Origin of the sequence: Amycolatopsis saalfeldensis (assembly GCF_900110575.1) — a bacterium.
GTDB lineage: Bacteria > Actinomycetota > Actinomycetes > Mycobacteriales > Pseudonocardiaceae > Amycolatopsis > Amycolatopsis saalfeldensis.
Genome location: NZ_FOEF01000019.1, coordinates 206,494 through 228,755, shown reverse-complemented (window position 1 = coordinate 228,755; position 22,262 = coordinate 206,494). Strand labels below are relative to the sequence as shown.

At 71.2% G+C, this 22,262-nt stretch carries 14 protein-coding genes; 2 read left to right on the top strand and 12 right to left on the bottom strand.

Translation table 11 applies throughout. From position 1 onward, the window contains the following. The 12 genes from BMY97_RS49215 to BMY97_RS34390 form a co-directional block, all read right to left on the bottom strand. Positions 1 to 1,528 (bottom strand): WXG100-like domain-containing protein (locus BMY97_RS49215; protein WP_091625383.1); only part of this gene is annotated, 1,528 nt, incomplete at its 3' end. A 41-nt stretch (positions 1,529 to 1,569) separates the two neighbouring features. Continuing rightward, a complete protein-coding gene (locus tag BMY97_RS34440; RefSeq protein WP_091625380.1) occupies positions 1,570 to 2,256 on the bottom strand; it encodes a hypothetical protein in 687 nt (228 codons plus the stop codon). After that, on the bottom strand, positions 2,253 to 2,651 hold the full coding sequence (locus BMY97_RS34435) for a YbaB/EbfC family nucleoid-associated protein (protein ID WP_091625378.1): 399 nt from the start codon (positions 2,649 to 2,651) through the stop codon (positions 2,253 to 2,255). Before BMY97_RS34435 ends, BMY97_RS34440 begins: the two co-directional genes overlap by 4 nt. A 19-nt stretch (positions 2,652 to 2,670) precedes the next feature. Further along, positions 2,671 to 5,991 carry a right-handed parallel beta-helix repeat-containing protein gene (locus BMY97_RS34430; RefSeq protein WP_091625375.1) on the bottom strand — a complete coding sequence of 1,107 codons (3,321 nt, stop codon included), beginning with the start codon at positions 5,989 to 5,991 and terminating at the stop codon, positions 2,671 to 2,673. A 31-nt stretch (positions 5,992 to 6,022) separates the two neighbouring features. Then, the gene (locus BMY97_RS34425) at positions 6,023 to 9,475 is read right to left on the bottom strand and encodes a hypothetical protein (RefSeq protein ID WP_143086360.1); all 3,453 of its coding nucleotides are present in this window, start codon (positions 9,473 to 9,475) and stop codon (positions 6,023 to 6,025) included. A gap of 36 nt (positions 9,476 to 9,511) precedes the next feature. Continuing rightward, positions 9,512 to 9,781, bottom strand: a complete 270-nt coding sequence (locus BMY97_RS34420; RefSeq protein WP_091625370.1) for a type VII secretion protein EccB — start codon at positions 9,779 to 9,781, stop codon at positions 9,512 to 9,514. Between the two features lie 22 nt (positions 9,782 to 9,803). Next, entirely contained in the window at positions 9,804 to 11,183 is a 1,380-nt protein-coding gene (eccD, locus tag BMY97_RS34415; protein WP_091625368.1) for a type VII secretion integral membrane protein EccD, read from the bottom strand. 49 nt (positions 11,184 to 11,232) lie between these two features. Then, positions 11,233 to 15,234 (bottom strand): type VII secretion protein EccCa, encoded by a 4,002-nt coding sequence (eccCa, locus tag BMY97_RS34410; RefSeq protein ID WP_091625365.1) that lies wholly within the window; start codon positions 15,232 to 15,234, stop codon positions 11,233 to 11,235. A gap of 28 nt (positions 15,235 to 15,262) precedes the next feature. Then, positions 15,263 to 18,922 carry a WXG100 family type VII secretion target gene (locus BMY97_RS34405; protein WP_091625362.1) on the bottom strand — a complete coding sequence of 1,220 codons (3,660 nt, stop codon included), beginning with the start codon at positions 18,920 to 18,922 and terminating at the stop codon, positions 15,263 to 15,265. Positions 18,923 to 18,976: 54 nt separating this feature from the next. Then, positions 18,977 to 19,516, bottom strand: coding sequence for a WXG100 family type VII secretion target (locus tag BMY97_RS34400; RefSeq protein WP_091625359.1), 540 nt, complete (start codon positions 19,514 to 19,516; stop codon positions 18,977 to 18,979). An 85-nt stretch (positions 19,517 to 19,601) separates the two neighbouring features. Then, positions 19,602 to 19,901, bottom strand: a complete 300-nt coding sequence (locus BMY97_RS34395) for a WXG100 family type VII secretion target (RefSeq protein WP_091625356.1) — start codon at positions 19,899 to 19,901, stop codon at positions 19,602 to 19,604. A gap of 38 nt (positions 19,902 to 19,939) precedes the next feature. Further along, positions 19,940 to 20,278, bottom strand: a complete 339-nt coding sequence (locus BMY97_RS34390; RefSeq protein ID WP_091625353.1) for a WXG100 family type VII secretion target — start codon at positions 20,276 to 20,278, stop codon at positions 19,940 to 19,942. A 364-nt stretch (positions 20,279 to 20,642) separates the two neighbouring features. Between BMY97_RS34390 and BMY97_RS34385 the strand changes: the two genes are divergently transcribed. Beyond that, complete coding sequence (locus BMY97_RS34385) at positions 20,643 to 21,476, top strand: alpha/beta fold hydrolase (RefSeq protein WP_091625465.1); 834 nt, start codon at positions 20,643 to 20,645, stop codon at positions 21,474 to 21,476. A gap of 147 nt (positions 21,477 to 21,623) precedes the next feature. Then, a complete protein-coding gene (gene idi, locus BMY97_RS34380) occupies positions 21,624 to 22,208 on the top strand; it encodes an isopentenyl-diphosphate Delta-isomerase (protein ID WP_091625463.1) in 585 nt (194 codons plus the stop codon). Positions 22,209 to 22,262: the final 54 nt, after the last annotated feature.

Genomic DNA, 22,262 nt, shown 5'->3' with positions numbered 1-22,262 from the left:
TGTTGCTACCGCCGGAGTTAGTGCCGCCGGAGTTAGTGCCGCCAGTGTTGCTACCGCCGGAGTTAGTGCCGCCGGAGTTAGTGCCGCCAGTGTTGGTGCCGGAGGAATTGGCGCCACCGGAGTTAGGGCTGCCGGAGTTAGCGCCACCGGAATTGGTGCCACCGGAGTTAGGGCCGCTGGTGTTCGCGCCACCGGAGTTGGTGCTGCCATTGTTGGCGCCAGAAGAATTGGTGGTGCCGGAGTTAGCACCGTTGGAGTTGGTGGTGCCGGTATTGGCGCCGTTGCCGTTCGCACCGGTGGTGGGGTTCCCGTTGTTGGCACCGCTGGTGTTGTTGCCACCAGTGTTTGTCGCGCCGTTGTTCGTTGTGTTGTTGGCGTTCGGGGTGCTGCTGTTCGGCGGCGGCGAGCCCGCGTTACCGGAAGAGTTGCCCGAGGAATTGCCCGACGAGCCGGTGCCCGGAGAACCCGCGCCGGAAGAACTGTTGCCACCAGTGCCGGACGGACCATTCCCCAACGGGCCACCAATGTCCGTTGTAGACGATCCACCACCAGGCGGCGGCGGGGCCTTGATGTCGCCGACGTTGCCCTTGTTGAAACCCGTGTCCCCGACGTCGTTGGGGCCGCCGCCCTTGCCGCTGCCGCCGTCGCCGTTGCCGTTTAGCTTGCCGGCGAGTGATTCGCCGGCGTGGTGGGCTCCGTGGGTGGCGGCGCCGCTCAGGGCGCCGTTCAGGGCGGACCAGCCCAGGCTGTCCAGGCCACCGCCGAAGGCGACCGCGCCGAGGCCGCCGACTACGACCTCCGTGGCGGCCTCGATGCCGGCTTCGCCGAAGACGTTCTTCGAGAAGTTCGTGTCGAACTTGTTGTCGAACTTGCCGAGGCCCTTTCCGGCGACGTGGGCGAATGCGCCGCCCGCGCCGCCGAGGATTGCGGACTGCTTGATGGAATTCCAGTCGAAACCGTTGCGGTTGCCCTGCGCGATCTGGATGCCCTGCGCGAGCATGTCCTCCGCGACCTCTTCGATCGCCTCCTGCGCCGCCTCGCGCGCGATCCGCGAGAGCAGGCTCGTCAAGCGCTGGATCAACGTCCGCTCGACCTCGTTGACGACCTCGCGCCCGACCGCCATGATCTCCGGCGCCAACGCCGCCGTGAACGGATTCGACAACGCCCACAACACCTCGGCCGCGGTCACCGCGATCGAGATCAACATGCCGTACTTGGCGTTCTCGATGTTCAGCGCCTGCTCACGCAACGACGCCGCCTGCTGCTGCGCCCGCGCCACGAACGTCGAGCCCATCGTGCTCAGGTTGTTCGCGAAGTTGGTGAAGTTCGTCTGCACGTCGCCGCCGACGTTCGCCGTCACGTGTTGCGACAGCTGGTTGAAGCCCTGGCCCGCGGACGCGATCCGTTGCGCGACCTCGTCCCACTCGGCGGCCAGCTCGCGCAACGCGTCCTCGTCGCCCTGCGGCCAGGCGTCACCCGCGATGATGTAGAAGATCCAGTTCAGGCTCGGGTCGACCATCAGGCTCATCGCGGGTTCACCTCACTTTCCTCTGCTGCAGAACAAAAACCTCAGGCCGGGGTGGTGGGGATCGGCCGCGTCGAGACGCCCTCGGTCACCACGCCCTCGTCCGGAATCCCGACATCGCGCTGGAACGACCGAGTCGGCTCCAGCGGAATTTCCGGAGTGACCTCCCCCGGCTTCGACGACCTCACGAACTCCCGTGGCTGCAACGGCTCCGCCGGCACACCTCGCTCCGCGGGCATCGCCTCGATCCGCTGGGCCCGTTCCAGTGCCACGGTCTTCTCGGCCGGCTCGGCCAACCGTCGCTTGGCCGTGAACGCCTGGGTTGGCTCCAGCGCCGCCTCCCGGCGCGCCAACGGCGGGTTCGACGAGCCGTCGGAAGAGCCACCCGAGCCGTCGTTCAGCTTCTCGAAGCTGTTGCGCAGGTCGGTCGCCATGTCAAACGCGCCGGCGTCGGCCTCGCGGAACGAGCTGGCCATGTCGCCGATCGCGACCTTGGTGCCGTCGACCGCGCGCGACCACGCCTTGATGCCGTCGTGGATCTCACCGACGGCCTTGACGTGGGTCTGCGTGAAGTTGGTGCCGTTCTTGTCGTTTCCCGCCGCGGCGGCGACCCGGCCGGGGTCGCCCAGCGCGGCGATGCGCTGCGCCAGGCTCTCGATTTCGGACGCCTTCTCCCCGAACCCGTTGCGGCCGGTGTCGAGGCCGTCCGCGTCGACGAAGAACTCGCTCATGACCGGTTCCCTTCCTCGAGGCCCGGCACCCGTGCGGCGATCAGCGCCCGCACGTCCACCTTGCCGCTCATCATGTCCTCCGCCGAGAAGCCGGGCGGCAGCATCGGCGCCAGCTCTTCGGCCGACGCGGCGATCGAGGCCTGCCGCGCTTCCGAGATGGTCCGCACGATCACCGAAGCCAGTTCGGCCGGCGCCATCCGCTTGTACGCGCTGGTCGGGAACGACAGCTCGGTCAGCTCACCAGTGCGCCCGACGGTGGCCGTCACCTCGCGCCGGGCGGAGGTGGCGGTGCTGGTGAGCGAGTCCATCCGCTCTTTGGCGTCCGTGAGACGCTCGCGCTGACGCTGGTACGCGCCGAGCGCGTCTTCGAGCATCTTCTCGTACTGCGAAGCCATCAGAAACCTCCCTGGTCCGTCATCCCACCGACGCCAATCCCTGGCCGAGCGCCAGCGCACCGGTCTCCGGCGGCCGGATGCCGCGCAGGTCCGCCGCCGCGAGCGTGCGTGAAGCGGCGGTGGCCGAGAGCGTCCGCGCCAGCTCGTGCGCCGCGTGCACCGTGTGCTCGGACGCCGCCGCCAGCTCGTGGGCCAGCGCGTCTCGGACTTCCTCGGGCACGTCGTGGCCGCGCCGGGCCAGCTGGCGCACCGCGACCTCGGTCAGTTCGTCCACTGTGTACTCGCCGAGCTCCCAGCCGACGGTGAACTGGTTGCGCAGCGTGGGCACCAAGCCCAGCAGGGCCGACACGCGCCGGGCCTCGCCGGTGAGCACGACCACGGGGTCCGCCGGGCGGCGTGACACGGCTTCGGCGACGGCCTCGATCACCTCGACGCCCGGGGTGTGCGTCGAGGCCTCCCAGTCGCCGTCGAGGTCGAGGACCAGCACGCCGCCGCTCGCGTCGTCCATGGCGGTGCGCACGAGGTGCTCGGCCTGCCCGGGCCAGCGCGGGAACAGGTCCTCGGCGACGGAGCACCGCACGAGCTGCCCGACGCTGACCAGCCCCAGCTCGGCCAGCGTCAACGCGTAGAGCTTCGCGAACTCGGCGCGGCCGGACCCGCGCGGGCCGCCGATCACGACGTTCGCGAGCTGGCCGAGCGGCTGACGGGTCTGCTTGAGCCCGCCGAGCCGCACCAGCTGGTTCTGCGCGTGCTGGCGCACGGTGTTCTGGCCGACGAGGTTCCGCAGCCGGTTCCAGCCCGTGCTCGCGCCGACGGCCGCGGCCGGGTCCGAGCCGACCGAAACCGCCGCCTGCGCGGCCGACGGCAGCAGCGCCAGCTCCGCCCGCAGGTCCTCGGCCGTGAGCCGGTTCAGCTCCGAGTCCTTGGACGGCGGCTGCAGCGCCAGCCGCGACGCCTGGTTGTTCACCATGGCCTCGAACAGCTTGCGCGCCACGCGGCCGTTGCCGAACGTCGAGTTCTTCGGCACCCGCTCGAAGTACTCGCGCAGCGTGGTCATCGCGTCGTCGGTCAGCTCGTAGTAGTGCTTGCGGGTCAGCCCGGTGGTGATGGTGACCAGCTCGTCGACGCTGTAGTTCGGGAACTCGATGGTGCGCGTGAAGCGCGAGGCGAGACCGGGGTTGGAGTCGAGGAACTGCACCATCTGCTCGGAGTAGCCGGCGACGATGACCACCAGCGAATCGCGCTGGTCCTCCATGATCTTCATCAGCGCGTCGATGGCCTCCTGGCCGAAGTCCGGGCCGGAGCCGCCGGAGCCCGCCGCCAGCGTGTACGCCTCGTCGATGAACAGCACGCCGCCGATGGCCTTCTCGACCACCTCGGTGGTCTTGATCGCCGTCGAGCCGATGTACTGTCCGACCAGGTCCGCGCGCGCGACCTCGACCATGTGCCCCTTGGACAGGATGCCCAGCTCCGCCAGCACCGTGCCGTAGAGCCGTGCCACGGTGGTCTTACCGGTGCCGGGCGGGCCCGCGAACACGAGGTGGCGGCTCATCGGGGGCATCGGCAGGCCCATGCGCTCGCGCATCTGGGACATCTTGATCAGGTTGATCAGGCCGGTGACCTCCTTCTTCACCCCGGCCAGGCCGACCAGCGACTCCAGGTCGCCCAGCGGGCCGTCGAGCACCTCGCCGGCCGCTTCGCTCACGGTCGTCGCGGCGGGCGCCTCGCCGGGCTCGGGGAAGGAGCCGGCCGGCATCATCGGCTCCGGCGTGGCGTGCGCCTGGTCGGTGCTCAGGTTGTCCACCGTCACCTGGTCCTCGCCGAAGCGGTGCACGGGCTCGCCGGCCGCGTCGTTGACCACGCAGTCCCGGATCGTGACGGCCTCGCGCGTGTCGAGCCGGAAGCCGTCCTCGCCGGCGCCCAGCACCTCGCACTCGACCAGCGACACCCGCGCGCGCTCCTCGACCGCGACACCGTTACGGCCCGCGTTGCGCACTCGGCAGCGTGAAGCGGTGAGCACCGCGCCCGGCGCGACGGTGATGCCGTCCGCCTTCGCATCGGTGATTTCACTGTCCTGCAAGGAGTTCTCGGCCTCCCCGGCCACCTGGACGCCACCGCCGCGCACCAGCACGGACTTCAGCGAAGACGGTGTGCTCCCGCCGAGCTGCACGGCGTGCTCGGCGGTGGAGCCCACCCGGATGTCGGTGACGGTGATGCGCGCCGAGTCCGTGACGCTGACGGCGACCTCGCGTCCGGTCTCGATCGAGGCGTCAGCCAGGTCCAATCGCGACTGTCCTGAAAGGACAATGCCGGGGCCGGAATCCGTGGTCAGGCGCAGGCCGCTGATCTTGACCGCCGACTCGGCCGTGACCAGCACGGCCGTCTGCGACGAGCCGCGGACGGTCGCGCGCTCGAACCGCGGCGCCGCCTCGCCGTCGACCATGATCGCGACCGGCGAACCTTCGAAAGTGCAGTCCACGAACTGCGGGGCGGCGTTGCCGGTCGCCTGCACCGCGTTGCGTTCGGCACCGGAGAAGACGCACTCGCGCAGCAACGGCGCCGACGTCGCCGCCACGTGCGCGGCCTGCATCGGCGCGGAAAGGAACTGCGAGCCGGCGACGGAAATGCGGCCCTGGCTGGTCAGGTACAGGTCGACGTTCGCGCTCTCGCGCACGGTCAGCCCGGTGACGGTCGCCTGTCCCTGCTGCTCCACGACCATGGCGGGCTTCTGCGCACCGGAGATCTCGCACTGCTCGATCACGGCGACGGCCTCGCCGTTCACGCAGATGCCGTTGCCCTGCGGGCGGGAAACGGTGCACCGGCGCAGCACCACCGAACCGACCTCGGCCACCACGACGCCGGACGAAGCGGCGTCCGCGATCTCGGTGTCCTCGATCGTGCTCTGCTGCGGCGAGGCGATCACGATGCCCGCGCCGGCGCTGCTGGTGACGCTGCAACCGCGCACCGCGAGCGAGCCTTGGAGACGGGCGAGCAGCGTCGCCCAGGACGCGCCGACGAGACGGCAGCCGTCGAGCGCCGCCTCACCGCGGACGACGTCCACGGCCACCAGCTTGTCGTCCTCGCTGATCAGGGTGAATCCGCGCAACTGCACGGCTTCGGAGTTCGCGACGAGCACACTGCCCTCACGCGCGACCACCTCGACGGTGCCCGCCCCCTCCTCGGCGACCAGCGAAACCATGCGGTCCACCACGAGGTTCTCCTCGTAACGGCCCGGGTACACGCTGATCGTCGCGCCGGGCTGGGCCTGCGCCAGCGCCGCGCCGATCGTCGGGAACGCGCCCTGCCGGTCGCCGGCGACCACGAGCAACTGTCGGTTCATCGAATCCGCCTCTCCCGCCTCAACACCACAGTCACACCAGCCCCGGAAGCGCGGTGAACCGCTGCGCCGCCTTCTTGTCCATCGGCCGGCGCCCCTCGGCCTCGGCCCACGCCTCGAGTTCGCGGCGCAGGGAGACCAGCGCCAGCTCGTCCAGCGAGATCCGGTCGGACGCGACCTTGCCCGTCTCGTCGACCTCGCTCGTGGTCAGCTCCCGCAGCAGCACCAGGCCGCGCGCGCCGTCGCCGGGTTCGCGCAGCTCCAGCACCTTGAAACTGGTGCCGGGCACGAACAGCACCCGGTTGTCCACCCCGGCCTCGGCGGGCTCCAGCAGCTTCGTGCGCCGGGCGGTGATGGACCAGACCAGCACGTCGGTGTCACCGTCCAGTGTGGACGAAGGCTGGGTCAGCGTGTTCAGGAAACCCCACTCGGTGAGGACTTTCTGCGTCCGGTACAGGGTGGTCGCTGCGTCGGACAGCGAGGTCGCGAACGTCGCGGGCCCCCGGTGCGAGGGCAACCGGCTCAGCCCGGCGACCACACAGCGCGCGATGGGCACGTGCGGCCCATTGACGCCGCTGCGCAACCCGGCGTCGATCGCGGTGCCCTTGGCCGACAGGTAAAGCTGCACGGCGACCGCATCGGTGAGCACTTCCACCGACGAGGTCGACAGGGCGCCCTGGAACCCGGGGTGCTCGGACAGGATGCGCGCGACCGAGTTGGACATCAGTCCGTACTCCGCGCCGAGCGACTTGCGCAACCACTCACGTTCCTTGTCGACGCCGCGCTTGGGCAGGAGCGCGGTGGACTCGGGGCCGGGGGTGGGCTGGAGGGTGGTTTGGCGCTGGGTGTTGGGGGAAGTGGTCGGGCCCGTGGTCGGGCCCGTGGTCGGGCTCGTGGTCGGGCTCGTTGTCGGCCTCGGGGTTGCGGGCTGGCCGGGAGTGCCGCTCGAGGCGGGCGCGCTGGGGGCGGCGGGCGAGCCGACGGCGGTGGTGACTGGGCCCGCGGCGGAGGTCAGCGGGCCGGAAGTCACCAGGCCGGCCGCGGGGGTCGCGGGAGTCGCTGGGGTGGCGGTCGTAGGGGTGGGGGCAGCCGGGGTGGGAGCCGCGATCGGTTCGGGGGCGGTGGTTTTCGGCTCGGCAGCGAGTCCGGGCAGTTCGGCGACCGGCAAGGACGCCGGTGCGACCGCGGGCGGAACGGCCGGGGCCGCGGCCACCGGCGGCATCCCCGCTGGCGGGGTGGCAGGCGGAGCCGAGGCCATCGGCATCCCCGCGGCCGGGATCGCGGCCGGGCCCGCGGCCACCGGCGGCATCCCCGCTGGCGGGGTGGCAGGCGGAGCCGCGGTCATCGGCATCCCCGCGGCCGGAGTCGCGGGAGGGGCCGACGCCATCGGCATCCCGGCGGGCGGCATGGCCGGGGGAATCGGCGCGGGCGGTGTCAGCGGGAAAACCGGCGAGGACGACGGCCGCAAGCTCGACGCCGGGGGTGTGGAGAAGTTCGGCGGCGTGAAGTTGGGCGGGGTGAAGTTCGACGCCGGGAGTCGTTGTGGGGCCGGAGTCGAGGGAACCGGACCAGTCGGACCTGACCAGGTGGTCGGGGCCGGCATCGAGGAAGGTGCGGCAGCCGAGGTCGACCACGAGGGAGCCGGAGTTGCCGGAGTCGGAGCCGGAGCAGCCAAGGTCGAGGTCAGAGCCACAGCCGGGGCCGCAGCCAGAGCTGAGGTCGAGGTCGGAGCCGGGGCCGCAGCCGGGGCTGGAGCCGAGGTCGGAGCCGGAGCCGGGGCTGCGTCCAGGGCCGGACCAGCAGTGGGAACCGGGGCTGCGTCCAAGGCCGAAGCCGCGGAGGAAACCGGAGCTGCCTCCAGAGCCGCAGCAGGAGTCGGGGCCGGAACCGACCCCGTGGCCGGAGCCGAGGGCTCCCCGTCAGCCGTCTCCTCGGCAGTCGTCCCCTCGACCGTCGCCATTGGCAGCCGCGCAGAGGTGATCGAGATCGGCGCAGAAGCCGAAGCCGAAAGCGAAGCCCCCAAATCCGGGTCCAGCCGTTGGGTGATCGTCGGCTCGGCGCGGAGGAAGGAGGGTTCCGAGGTGGCGTCCAGGCCCAGGTCCGCGGCGTCGGCCGGGCGGTAAGGCGAGGTGGTCACCGCCTCCGTCGAGCTGGACTCGACGGAGGCGGGAGCAACGGGGGCACCCGCTTCGATCTCGCCGAGGGCCTTGGTGCGGATCTGCCCGCGGGAGCGTTCGGCGATCAGCGTGCCCGCCGGCAGCACACGGCTCATCGCGCGGGTGTGCTCGTCCAGGCGGGCCAGGACGTCCTCGGCCAGCAGGCGCATGCGGTCGACGGCGTCTTCGCTCGGGGCGTCGAACGTGAGGTTGTTGACGGAGTTGTCCAACGTGATCGTCCGGACCGCCGGGGTGTCGGGGCCGTCCTGCGGCGGGCGCACCAGCAGCCCCGACTGGACGACCTCGATCACGGCGTCGGGCGCGTACCAGTACACGGCCGGGGAAATCTCGTCCAGGCCGTTGATCGGGGAGCGGTGGTCGAGCAGGCGCGGCGCGGGCGAGCCCTGCGGGGTGCGCGGCTGGTAACCGACCTCGCGGACGAACGTCGTCCAGCCGAGGCGGCCGTCGAACAGGACCGTGCGCACGTCGATGGCCTGCGCGGCGACGACGGGCAGGCCAGGGTAGAACGTGATGTCCCGGCCCAGCAGGTCCGCGAGCGCCTGGCCGAGGGTGCTGCCGCCGGGCATCGACATCGGGCCGTACTGCACGAAACGGGTGTTGGCGCGGACGTTCTCCGGCAGCCGGGCCCACAGGCGGGCGACGTCGTCGAGGGTGAGCGGCGGGCAGCCGGGGCAGCCCAGCACGATCGTCATGGTGTCGCGCTGCGCGGGCAGGCCGCGGGCCAGCGCGCCGCGGTGCTCGCGCTGCTGCTGGTCGAAGCCCACCGGACGCACCCAGAGCCCGCCCGGCAACGGCTCCGCGACGCCGCGCGAGCTGGTGGACGTCAGCTCCGCGGTCAGGCCGGAATCCCAAGACGGGCGGGGGAAACGCTTGGCCTCCCACTTCGGCGGACGGCCCGGCTGGAACTTGACCCAGCCACTGCCGCGTCCGGAGTGGACGAACAGGGTGCCGCCGGCGTTCGGGATCACCGAGCCGTCCGGCGCCAGCACCGTGCGGTTGATCCGCTCGGCCAGCCACTGCCCGGCCAGCGCCGTCGTCTCGCGCGAGCGCCCGCCGATCACCAGCCGGACCCCGCGACGGCGCCGCGGCAGCACCTTGGCCACCGACTCCCACATCGAGATCGGCGAGTCCACCGGCAGGTCGACGACCACCAGATCGTGCTCGGTGTCGGCCGCGACGCCCAGCGCGAGCGCCTGGGCCTCCTCGGTCATCCCGGCGGCAGGGTGCACGACCAGCGCGTTGCCGATCGTCTGCTTGTCGAGGGGGGCGCCGGAGGCACCGTTCCCGCGACGCATCAGCGAGAGGTCCATGATCACCTTCGTCCTTCCTGCCGCGGTGTTCGAAGCTCAGGTGGCCTGACGGATCGTGTGGGAAGGCCCGCCGGTCCCGCCCACTGGTGCAGACGGCGCGGAGCCGCCCGTGTGATGCACGATCAGCCCATAGACGAAAAACCCGACCGCGATCAGCAGGCCGAGGGCCACGCCGATGAGCAGCCCGGTCCACGCCCGCTTGGCCGGCACGTCGAGGTGGCTCGCGTCGCCGAGCACGAGGGCCGAGGTCATCCGTCCGATCAGGAACGAGTAGGCCTCGACGTGGTCCTTCTGCGTCTGCACCATGGTCAGCGCACCTCTCCGGCGTTCATGCGGTGAGCCCGACGGCCCAGGAGTAGACCCCGAACAGCTCCAGCAGGATCGGGATCACCGCGACCGCGCTGAGGGTCTCCAGCCAGTTGGCCAGATGGCCCCAGATCGGCAGCAGGCGCCGCGGCGGCGGCCGCAGCATCGCCAGCACCAGCAGGAAGAAGACCAGCGCCAGGCCGAACGCGCTGGCCCCGCGCCAGTTCGTCGCGAGCGGTTCGATCAGCGACAACGCGACGAGCACCAGCCCGACCGAGCCCGCCACCGCCAGCGGCACCCGCTGCCAGGAGCCGAGCAGCGCGCGTGAGCGCATCAGCACCGCCGCCGAGACCAGCAACGCGAGCAGGCCCGGGAACAGGCCCTCGCCGATCAGGAACGGGAAGCACGCCGTGAACACCACGGCGGTCGCGATCGAGGCGATCGTGAGGTAACCGTCGGCGTACGCGGTCTGGCGCACCATCTGCTCGGCCGGCGCCGGCTCGATGTCGTACTGGAGCTCGTCGGCCGTGCGCGGCAGCTGCGGGCCGCGGATGCGGGCGAACCGGATGCCGATGCGCGGGGCGAACACGAGCAGTCCGATGAGGACGGTCGAGACCAGCCCGGCCGACTGCACCGTGGAGAACTCCGGGCCCAGGTGCAGCCAAATCGTCACCGCGCCCAGCGCCCCGGTCGCGACGACCGCGCCGAACGGCACGAACGGGATCGACGGCGACCACGCGGCCCGTCCGCCGATCACCAGCCCGCCGGCCAGCGCGAAAGTCAGGCAGCCCACCAGAACCGGCGCGCCCTGCAGGTCGAACGCCGGCCCGATACCGGCCACGCTGACCGCGCCGGCCACGGCCGCGAACCCGCAGCCGCCGAGGCCCAGCAGCACGAGCAGCGCCCGGTCCTCGGATTGCACGCCCGTGGAAACCGCGGCCACCAGCAGCCCGAGCGCCACCACACCCGTACTGGCCGCCGGGAAGACCGACAGGTCCGGGTACAGCAGCACCCGGGCCAGCACGACCAGCGAGAAGATCGCGAACCCGAGGAACAGCCAGCGGTTGAACTCCGGCTTCCAACGGCCCGGCTGACGGCTCACGGCCGTGGCCATGCCGTCGGCGATGTCGTCGAAGTCCAGCTCCGGCAACGGGTCCTGGCGGGGGCGGAGGTGGAACTCCTCGCCCTCCTTCCAGTCCAGCGACTCCGGCGTGCCCGCCGGGTCGAGCGGCGCGTCGCCGAGGCGCTGCAGGACCCACGAGTCCCGCAGCTCCTCCCGGCCGCCGGTGTGCCGCAGCAGCACCGGCAGCAGGCTGGTGATCGGCACCGCCATCGGCACGGCCAGGTCGGCGCGGCCCTGGGGGCCGTACACGGTGATCCGGCACAGTTCGCCCTGTTGCATGGTGCTCAACGTCCGCTCCTTCCTTCACGTGCGTCGTTCGAAACGGCCTTCATCGCAGGCCTCCCGCCAACGGCTGGCCGGCGTCGGCACTCGTTGGCACGTAACCGGTCTGCATGAGCTTCACGCCGCGGCGGGTGACCAGCTGGGCGCGGCCGGGGGGCAGCTTGCGCGGCGTCGCCTCACCGAGGAACTTGCCCTCCTCCTTGGGGTAGGAGAACACGATCCCGGGGCTGCCCAGCTCCCAGATCCGGCGGATCACCGGGTCGCTCAGCGCCCGCATCGCGCCCGAGGTGCTGCGGGCGACGATCAGGTGGAAGCCGATGTACGCGCCCTGCGCCAGCAGCGAGAGCAACGGCTCCAGCGGCGAGCCCATGCCCGTGGTGAGCAGCTGGTAGTCGTCGACCACGAAGAACAGCCGGGGGCCGGTCCACCAGTCGCGGCGCTTGAGCCGGTCGGCCGTGATGCTCTGGTCGGGCACCCGCGGCGAGAGCGAAACGCTGGCCTGCTTCGCCAGCTCCTGCAACGCTTCCGAGGTGGTCGCGTAGCCGACGCGGTAGGCCTCCGGGACCTCGGCGTCGAGCATGCGGCTCGGGTCGGCCAGCACGATCTTCGCCTCGGCCGGGGAGTACCGCGAGAGGATCGAGCGCAGCGACAGCCGCAGCAGGTTGGTCTTGCCGGTCTCGTTGTCGCCGAACACCAGCAGGTGCGGGGTGGCCTCGAAGTTCTGCCACACCGGCAGCAGCCGCTGCTCGTCCTGGCCCAGCGCGATCCGCAGGTCGCCGTCGGGCCGGGGCAGCTCGGTGATCGGCAGCGTCGAGGGCAGCATCCGCACGGACGGCGCCTTGCGGCCGGGCCAGAAGGTGTGCACCTCCTCGGCGACGGCCTTGGTCGCGGCGGCGAGGTCGTCCGTCGCCGAGCTGCCGTCCATCCGCGGCAGGCCGGCCAGGAAGTGCAGCCCGTCCGGCGTCATGCCGCGGCCCGGCTGGTTCGGCACCGTTTTCGCTTTGCGGGAGCCGATCTCCGACTCCATCGGGTCGCCGAGGCGCAGCTCGAACCGGGTCTGCAGCAGGTCGCGCAGGTACGGCCGGATCTCCGACCAGCGCGTCGACGCGATCACCACGTGGATGCCGAACGACAGGCCGCGCGAGGCCAGCTCGCCGATCTTGGCCTCCAGCTCGTTGTAGTCGTTCTTCAGCGAGAACCAGCCGTCGATGACCAGGAAGACGTCGCCGAACGCGTCCTCCAGCTGGCCGCGGCGGCGCAGCTGGCGGTAGACCTCCATGGACTCGATGCCCCGCTCGGAGAAGACGTTCTCGCGGTACTCCATGATCTGCGAGATCTCTTCGATGGTCCGCACCACGCGGTCGCGCTCGAGCCGGGTGGCGACGGAGCCGACGTGCGGCAGGCCGCTGATCGACATGATGCCGCCACCGCCGAAGTCCAGGCCGTAGAACTGGACCTCGTCGGGGGTGTGGGTCATCGCCAGCGCCAGCACCAGGGTGCGCACCAGCGTCGACTTGCCGGTCTGCGGCCCGCCGACGACGGCCACGTGCCCGGCCGCGCCCGAGAGGTCCGCCAGCAGCAGCTCGCGCACCTGCTCGAACGGCCGGTCGATCATGCCCATCGGCACGCGCAGCCGGCCGTGGTGCGCCGGGTCCTGCACGGTCATGCCGCGCACCGGGTCCGGCAGCACGCTCGGCAGCAGCGAGTCGAGGCTCGGCGACTCCGCCAGCGGCGGCAGCCACACCTGCCGCGCGGCCGGGCCGGCGCCGGTGAGTCGCTCGACGAACACGTCCGCGAGCGTCGGGCCGGTGGGCGCGGTGTTCTCGTGAGTGTCCTCTTCGGACTTCTCGGCGGTTTCGTCGATCTCGTCGTCGCGGATGATCAGCCGGACCGGGCGGGCCTGGGTGAAGAACGGCACGACCTCGCGGCTGACGCGCGCGGCGTCCACAGCCGCGCCCTCGCCGCTGCCCGCCGGGACGGGGCCGGAGACGTAGGCCGCCTTGAAGCGGACCAGGTTCGTGGTGTCGATCTTGAGGTAGCCGTTGCCGGGCTCGGACGGCAGCTCGTACGCGCTGCCGGCGCCGATCACGCTGCGGGACTCCATCGAGGAGAACGTGCGCAACGCGATCCGGTACGAAAGGTGGCCCTCGACGCGGTGGATGCGGCCCTCGTCGAGCCGCTGCGAAGCGAGCAGCAGGTGCACGCCGAGGCTTCGGCCCAGCCGTCCGACCGAGACGAACAGCTCCATGAACTCCGGCTTCGCGCTCAACAGCTCGGAGAACTCGTCCACGACCAGGAACAGCGTCGGCATCGGCGCCAGCTGCTCGCCGGCCGCGCGGGCCTTCTCGTACTCGAACAACGACGGGTGGCCGCTCGCGCGCAGCTGTTCCTGGCGCCGCACCATTTCGCCGTTCAGCGAGTCCTGCATGCGGTCGACCAGCGGCAGCTCGTCGGCCAGGTTGGTGATCATCGCCGAGGTGTGCGGCAGCTTGTCCATGCCGAGGAAGGTCGCGCCGCCCTTGAAGTCGACGAGCACGAAGTTGAGGATCTCCGACGAGTGCGTGGCCGCCAGCCCCAGCACCAGCGTCCGCAGCAGCTCGGACTTGCCCGAGCCGGTGGCGCCGATCAGCATGCCGTGCGGGCCCATGCCGCCCTGCGCCGACTCCTTCAGGTCCAGCTCGACGATCTCGCCCTCTTCGGTCACGCCGATGGGCACCGACATCCGCGCGCGCTGCACGGCGCGGGGCCGCCACTGCGCGGCGACGTCGAACGAGTGCACGTCGCGGATGTTGAGCAGCGCGGTGAGGCCGAAGTCGCTCTCCAACGGCTGGTCCGCGATCTCCAGCGTGCCGCTCGTGCGCTTCGGCGCGAGCAGCCGGGCGAGGCCCTCGGCCTGGATCACCGACAGCTCGTCGCGCACCGCGGAGCCGACGCCGGTGCCCGCCGGGAACTCGACGCGGTCGCCCTTGGTCGAGAGCCGCAGCACCTTTGGCCCACCAGGCAGCGCGCCGGTGACGTCGAGCAGCACCACATTGCGCAGGCCCGCGCCGAGCAGCCGTGAAGACTCCGGCAGTGACGCCATGTGCGCCACGATCACCACCATCGGCTCAGTGGTGGTGGGGCCGACGGACTTGTCGTGGTCATCGCGGTCCGCGACGTCCTCGCCGAGGATGTCCATCAGCTCGTCGTGGTCCGACGCCAGCAGCCGCAACGGGCCCGCCGCGTCACGCAGGGTCGGGTGGTTGTTGTGCGGCAACCACTTCACCCAGTCCCACTGGGACTGCGCGGCCTCGGTGGTGAGCACCGCGACGCGCAGCTCGTCCGGCGACTGGAAGGTGACCAGCTGCGCCAGCATCGCCCGGACGAGCCCGACGGCGGCCTCGGGGTCGCCGTCGAACTCGACGCTGGTGAAGCTGCGCAGGCCCACCGCCGTCGGGATGCCCGACAACGTCCGGTAGGTCTCGGTGAACCGGCGCAGCGAAATCGCCGACAACGGCTCCAGGTCCTCGATCGGCTTCGTCACCGGCGGGACCAGCTCCAGCGCCGACTGCTGCGAGCCGAGCCCGATCCGCACCCGGCCGAAGTCCTCGTGGCTGACCCGTCGCTCCCACAGCCGCGGGCCCATCGCCAGCGACCACAGCGAATCCGGCGACGGGTTGTTCCACGCCACCGCCCGGCGCTGCTGCTCCGCCGTCGAACGGGCTCGGCCGCGCACCTGCGTGATGTAGCGGAGGTAGTCCCGGCGCTCGGCGCGCATCTTGCGCTTGCGCTCACCCGCCGACCGCGTCAGCTGGCCGAGGCTCATCGCCATCATCGAGACGCCCATGCCGCCGCCGAGCACGTAGGTCATCGGCGAACTGCCGCCGACCCCGGAGAACGACAGCACCATCACCATCGACCCGATGCCCATCGGCAGCATCATCAGCAGCGAGTTAAAGTCCCGCGCCGCCGGCTCGGCGAGCACCGGCGGCTCCTGCAGGTCTTCCTGCCCCTCGGGCAGCTCGGGACCCGCCGCCCGAGGCCCGCGCTTGACGGTCTCCGTGCTCACCAGTGCACCTCCTTCATTGCTCGGTCCTTCACTCCAAGACGCCGGAAGGCTTGCTCGCCGGGCCGCCCCACGCGTTGCCCTCCTGGCTCAGCAGGTCGGCCATGGTGCGTTCCTCTTCCTCTTCCTCGCCGTCCGCGGGAGCGTCCTTTTCGGACACAGCCGGCTCCGGCTCGGGCGGCGGTCCGTCGCCGCAGGTGGGCAGCTCGTCCGGGATGAACTCGCCCTGGCCCGACCGCAACCGCTGGTAAGTCGCGCGCGGCGCCTCGGCGTCCTCGGCGGGGCGCCACGGCTCGTCCGTGCGCTCCACCAGATCGGTCGTGAAGTCCTCTTCGCGCTCCGCGGGCTGGACGGGCATCGTCGCGGGCAGCAGGCCGGGGAGGAACTCCGCCGTCCCGACGTCCCACGCCGAGGTGTCGTCGGCCTCCGCGGGCTGGACCACGGCGATGCGCACGATGCCGTCGGACGGGTCGCCGCCACCGAACGTGTCTCCGGGCACGGCCTTGTCACGGCGGTCGCGCGACGGCTCACCCGGGTCCGCGACGCCCCAGCCGGGCTGGACGAACGGCGTCTCGGGAACGTCCGAAGTGGACTGATGCTCGTCCGGCCGCGTACCCCAGCCCGAACCCGCGACGGGCGGCTGGGTGGACCAGCCGGCGCCGGGCGGCGTCTCGGACGTCGCGGCCGGGTCACCGACCCCGGCCGGAGCCGGCCCGCTCGACCACGGCTCGGAAACACCGTTCAGCAGCCCCGCGGAATCGGGCCGCTCGGCCGCGGAACCGTTGGCGCCCATCCCACCCGGAGGCGGGCTCATGGGCAAACCCGGGGCGGGCGCCGGAACTCCCGCGCTGCCCGTGGGCGGCACGGCGGTGAGATCACTGGGACTGGTGAAGTCGCCCGGATTCGTCGCCGCGGCCAGGTCCGTGGCCCCGGAGTCCCCCGACGCCCACGACGCGGCCTGCAACGGCGGCGTCTCACCGAACGAACTCGGATCACCGACACCGCCCGGCGTACTCGCGTTCCACGGCTCGTTCACGCCACCCAACAGACCCGCCGAGTCGGGACGCTCCGCACCCGAACCATTCGCACCAGCGCCGCCCGCACCCATACCGCCCGGCGGCATCATCGGCGAACTCGCACCCTGCTGGCCAGTCGGAACCTGCTCGCTCAACCCCGGCGGCGGAGCCCACGAAGCCGGGTTCAACGACGGCGTCTCACCGAACGAACTCGGATCACCGACGCCGCCCGGCGTACTCGCGTTCCACGGCTCGTTCACCCCACCCAACAGACCCGCGGAATCGGGACGCTCCGCACCAGAACCATTCGCACCAGCGCCACCCGCACCCATACCGCCCGGCGGCATCATCGGCGAACTCGCACCCTGCTGGCCGTTCGGAACCTGCTGTCCGTTCGGGTTCTGCTCATTCAACCCCGGCGGAGCGACGAACTGGCTCGGGTCAAGACCCTTGATGTCACCAAGGCCCGAGGGGCCGGAGCCGTTGGCGCCGCCCAGACCGGTGCCAGCACCGGTCAGGCCCGTGCCGGCGGTGTCACCCGGCGGCGGAGCCCACGAAGCCGGGTTCAACGGCGGCGTCTCACCGAACGAATTCGGGTCACCAATACCGTCCGGCATGCTCGAGTTCCACGGCTCGTTCACCCCACCCAGCAGACCGGCCGAGTCGGGACGCTCGGCACCGGAGCCGTTCGCACCCGCGCCACCCGCACCCATACCGCCCGGCGGCATCATCGGCGAGCTGGCACCGGGGCCCTGCTGGCCGTTCGGGAGCTGCTGCCCGTTCGGGAGCTGTTCGTTCAACCCCGGCGGCGGCACGAACTGACTCGGGTCAAGACCCTTGATGCCCCCGAGGCCCGACGGCCCGGAGCCGGTGCTGCCGGGACCGCCGATCCCGCTCGTGCCAGGACCACCGATCCCGCTGCTGCCGGGACCGCCGGTGCCACTGCCGCCCGTGCCGACGTCCCCGGGCGGCGGGGCCCAGGACGCCGGGTTCAGCGGCGGCGTCTGCCCGAGCGCGTTCGGGTCGCCGATGCCGTTCGGCGGGCTGGGGATCCACGGCTTGTCGATGCCGCCCAGCAGACCCGAGGAGTCGGGCCGCTCGGAACCGGAGCCGTTGCCGCCGGCGCCACCCGCGCCCATGCCGCCCGGCGGCATCATCGGCATGCTGCCGCCCTTGGTGTCGCCGGGCGGGTTCTGCAGGCTCGGCGGGAGCTGGGCCGGGTTGAGCGCGTTGTTCGTGAGGCCGTTGGTGTCGCCGAGGCCGTTCGCGCCACCGAGCCCATTGCTGTTGGCACCCGGCGGACCGCCGAGCGACGGCGACTTGATGTTGCCGAGACCGTTGGCGCCCCCGGTGTCACCCGGCGGACCGCCGAGCGACGGCGACTTGATGTTGCCGAGACCGTTGGCGCCCCCGGTGTCACCGGGGGGACCGCCGAGCGCGGGCGGCTTGATGTCGCCGAGGCCCTTGGTGTTGTCCTTCCCTCCAGGACCACTGCCCGGCCCGCTGCCGGGCGGGGCCGGGATGTTCGGCGACGTCAGCGGCGGGATCGCGCCGGGCCCGCTCCCGGGGCCGCCACCGGTGTCGCCGGGCGGCGGCGGGATCGACGGCGGGTTGGTGCCGGGGTCGCTGCCGGGACCGGAGCCCGGCGGCGGGCTGACGGCGAGGTTCTTGAACGGAGGCGGCGTGCCACCGCCACCGCCCGGGCCGCCACCCGTGTCACCGGGCGGGGGCGGGACGTTGGCGCTGTTCAACGGCGGCGGGGTGGTGTTGCCACCCGGGCCGGGGCCGCCACCGGTGTCGCCGGGGGGCGGCGGCACGTTCGGCGGCGGCACGTTGCCACTGCCGGGCGGCGGGACGTTCGGGGGCGGCGGCGCGACGGGCGGCGGCGTGGGCGGCGGGACGGCCGGGGGCGGCGGCGGGGTCGGCGGCGGCGGGACGGGCGGCGGCGGGGGCGGCACCGGTGGCGGCGGCATGTCGCCACCACCACCGCCGGGAGGCGGCGGCGTGGAAGAAGTGTTGCCGGCCGTGCTGAACGAGTGGTACTTGCCGGACAGCTGGTCGCCGACCTTGCGCATGTCGTTGGTCATCATCTCGACGGCGTCGGGGAACTGCGAGATGTACGCGCGCCCGTCGTTGAGGACCTTGCCGCGCTCGATGACCTGCTGGGCGTAGTAACTGTCGATGTAGCGCAGGGTGTTCTGCGCCCACTGGAGGTAGGCGGCGGAGTTGACGAGCTGGTTCGGGACGTTGCGCCCGCCGCTGCCGCCGTCGGTGATCTGGTGCACCAGGCCGTCGAACTTCGCGGCCATGTTGTCCATCATGGACTTGAAGTTGGTGGCCGCGGTGCCCTTCCACGCGCCGTCGCCGCCGGCCAGCGCCGCGGTCTGGTCCTTGATCGCCTGCGAGACCATGGCGAGGTTGAGCTGGGTGGTCTGGAAAACCCCGGCGGCGGCCTGCAAAGACTGCCAGTTCACGTTGGAGTAGGCCTGGTCCGCCTGGGCCTGGCCCGGCGCCATCGAGCCGCCGCCGAGGATTGCCGCCTCGATCTGTTTCCAGGTCATGCCGGCGAAGTCCTTGCTCGGATCACCGGTGGAGTTCGTCGGCGTGGTGCTGGAGTCAGGCCAGACACCGTTGTCGTCGCTCGTGAACCCTTTGCCGTTGTTGTCGTCTGCCATCGTCCCTCGTCAGCCTCGAAAACAACCTGGAAACCCACCGCCCACTTGGAGCGGTCAGCTGCGCTTCTGCCCCGCCCCGGTGATCTCCGAGCTGAGCTGACCGAAGTACTGGTTGTACTCATCGGTGGTCATCTTGTTGGCCTCGTCCGCGCTGTCGTACGCGTTCGCCGCCTTGGTCACCGCGTCCGCGGCGTCGTTCAGCGCGGTCACCAGGTCCTGCACCGTGGTACGGGTGGTGTCCCGCAGGCCGCCCTCGCCGACGATCGGCTGGATCAGCTTGTCGTGCGCCGTGGCGAAGACCCCCGGCTTGATGTTCACGCCGTCGAGGTCGGCGGGGATGTTGGCCAGCGGGCCCTCGGCCAGCGTCCGCATGTTGTCGGCGAACGTGCGCATCGCCTTGGTGTTGACCGTGGTCACGCCCTTGCCGGGGTGCTCGGAGCCGCCCGGGACCGCGGGCGGGGAGCCGACGTCGCCGGTCGGGATCCACTGCTTGCCCGGGTCCGGGGGAGTCTGGTCACCCGGGCTGGTGAACGGGCCCTTGGGCTTGTCGTCGGCCGGGGGCGGAAGCGTCCCGTCCAGAGTGCCGTACGTCATGGCTGCTGATCACTGTCCTTTCGGGTCTCGGGCCGGACACCCGGGGGCGCGGCCGCCGCGCCCCCGGGAGCCCGCGCCGCCGGCATCAGCGCTGGGCGAACCGCTGCGCGTTGCTGCCCTCGGTCGTGGACGTGCCCTCGTTGATCGTGGCGAGCGTCCGGCCCGCGGCGTCGAGTGCCTGCGGCAGGGTCAGCGCCTGCTGGTGGCACCAGTCGTAGGTCGACTGGAACTCGTCGGCCGCCGCACCGGTCCAGTGCTCGCGCTGAGCCATGATGGTGGTGCGCATCTGGTCGAGCAGCTCGGTGATCTGGTTCGACTGCTGCTTCGCCTGCTCGACGGTGCTCTGCATTTCGGTGAAGCTGATGGTGAACTGGCCCAGAGCCATGGGGATTTTCCTTTCCTGCGAACGGAGTTGGCGGACGATCAGAAGCCGGCGAGGCCGCCGCCGCCGATGACGGCAGCCTGGGCCTTGGCCTGCGAGGTGTTGTCCTCGTCGCGGGAGTCGTACTCGGCCGCGCCCTGGGTGACGTGCTCGGACAGCGTGGTGAGCCGCTGCACGATCGTCTTCACGGTCTGGTCGAAGGAGGCCATCGCCTGGTCGAACACCAGCGCGGCGTCCGACTGCCAGGTCGCGCGGAGGCTGTGCATGGTGGAGTCGACCTGACCGTTGACCCTCGTGATGCCGTCACCGGTGCTGGTGATGACGGACGCACCCTGGCGCATTACGCCAGAGTCGACCTTTGCGCCGTTCTGCGAAGCCATGTTTGTCTCCTCGGTTCGATCTGATCCAGATTTATCGACTTGTCGTCGAAACGTTCACCGTCCACACGGAACCAGTCCGCCAGGGCGGTTCATTACGTCGTCGTGACCCCGGGTACAGCCTCGCGAGAACCGGTCGGAGACGACGACGTGACGGTAAGTGAGCCCTCGGCTCGTTGTCGCCACCCTGTTCCCTTCTGCACACACCCTCGCGGCCGCACGGGCAACCACGGACAAAAACGGACATCTCCCAGCACAGGAACGATGCACAGGGCCTTACGGCCACTGTCGGTGCCCCTTTGTCCGCCGAGGTCTGCCTGCCCGGACTCGGCTGAAAGTGTCGGTGCCGGGCCGTAGAGTGCGAGTGGTGATCGACCAGCTCAGCATCCCGACCGAAGCCGGCGCGTTCGACGCGATCGCCGCCGGGCCCGAAGGCGGCCGCCCCGTCCTGCTCCTGCACGGCTTCCCCGAGGCCGCCGTCGAGTGGGAGCACCAGGTGGCGACCCTCGGCGTGCTCGGCTACCGCGCGGTGGCGCCGGACCAGCGGGGCTACTCGCCGTCGGTGCGCCCGGAGCAGCCGGCCGAGTACGGCATCACCACCCTCGTCGAAGACGCCTTCGCCATCGCGGACCAGCTCGGGTGGCGCGAATTCGACCTCATCGGCCACGACTGGGGCGGCGCCGTGGCGTGGTGGGCGGCCGATGCGCACCCGGAGCGGCTGCGCAGCCTCGCCGTCGTCTCGACCCCGCACCCGGCCGCGCTGGCGGCGGCGATGAAAACGGACGAGGACCAGCACCTGCGCTCGGGCTACATGACCGAATGGCGGCAGACCCGGGTCACCGAGCAGCGGATGCTGGCCGACGGGGCCCGGGCGTTGCGCGACATCTTCGACCGCCGCGTCCCGCCGAGCAAGATCGACGAGTACGTGCAGCGGCTGTCCGAGCCGGGCGCGCTCACCGCCGCGCTCAACTGGTACCGCGCCGGCCGGCCGGGTGGGAAGATCGGCAAGATCACCGTCCCGACGATGTACGTCTGGACCACCGAGGACGTGGCTTTTGGCTCCGTGGCGGCATTCGAGACGGAGAACTGGGTGACCGGGCCGTACCGCTTCGAGATGCTGGAGGACGTTTCGCACTGGGTGGCGGAGGAGGCGCCGGAGGCACTCACCTCGCTGCTCGTCGAACACCTCTCGGCGCACTGAGTCCACTGTGGTTTTCGTAAGGTCCACTGTGGACGTCCTAATTGGACAGTCACGGACAGTCCCCGTCCGTCACTCGAAGAGGGGAAACCCCTGCGGCCACCCGCATCGCGGTACCGCGAGCGGCCCGCGCTGGTGTTCAGTGTCGGAGTGGACACCATGACCGAAACCGAGTCCGAACACGTCGTCTTCGTCACCGAGGACGGCGTGCCCACCGGCGAGACCGGGCCGAAGCTCGCGAGCCACCACGCCGAGACCAGGCTTCACCTCGCGTTCTCCTGCTACGTGCTGCGCCGGTCCGACCAAGCCCTGTTGATCACACAACGGGCGCAGGACAAGAAGGTGTGGCCGGGCGTCTGGACCAACAGCGTGTGCGGCCACCCGGCGCCGGGCGAGGCGCTGGAAGACGCCGTGCGCCGGCGGGCGGCGTACGAGATCGGGCTGCCCGAGCTGGCGGACCTGAGGTGCGTGCTGCCGTCTTACCGCTACCGGACGCCGCCGTTCGAGGGCATCGTCGAGAACGAGTTCTGCCCGGTGTTCGTCGCCTGGGCCGACCGTGACCCGGAGCCGAACCCGGCGGAAGTCGGCGGCTGGCGGTGGGTTTCCTGGGCTGATTACGCACAGTTGCTCCAGGATCCTGGTGCTGGTGTGAGTTACTGGGCCAAGGACCAGTACGCCCAGCTCAAGACCGAAGAGCCGTTCTCGTTGCTGGGGCAACAGAACTTCGGTGCGTGACAACCGCACTCCGGCGTCGTCCACTTGAGCGATATTCGCGTCAGCCCGTACCGA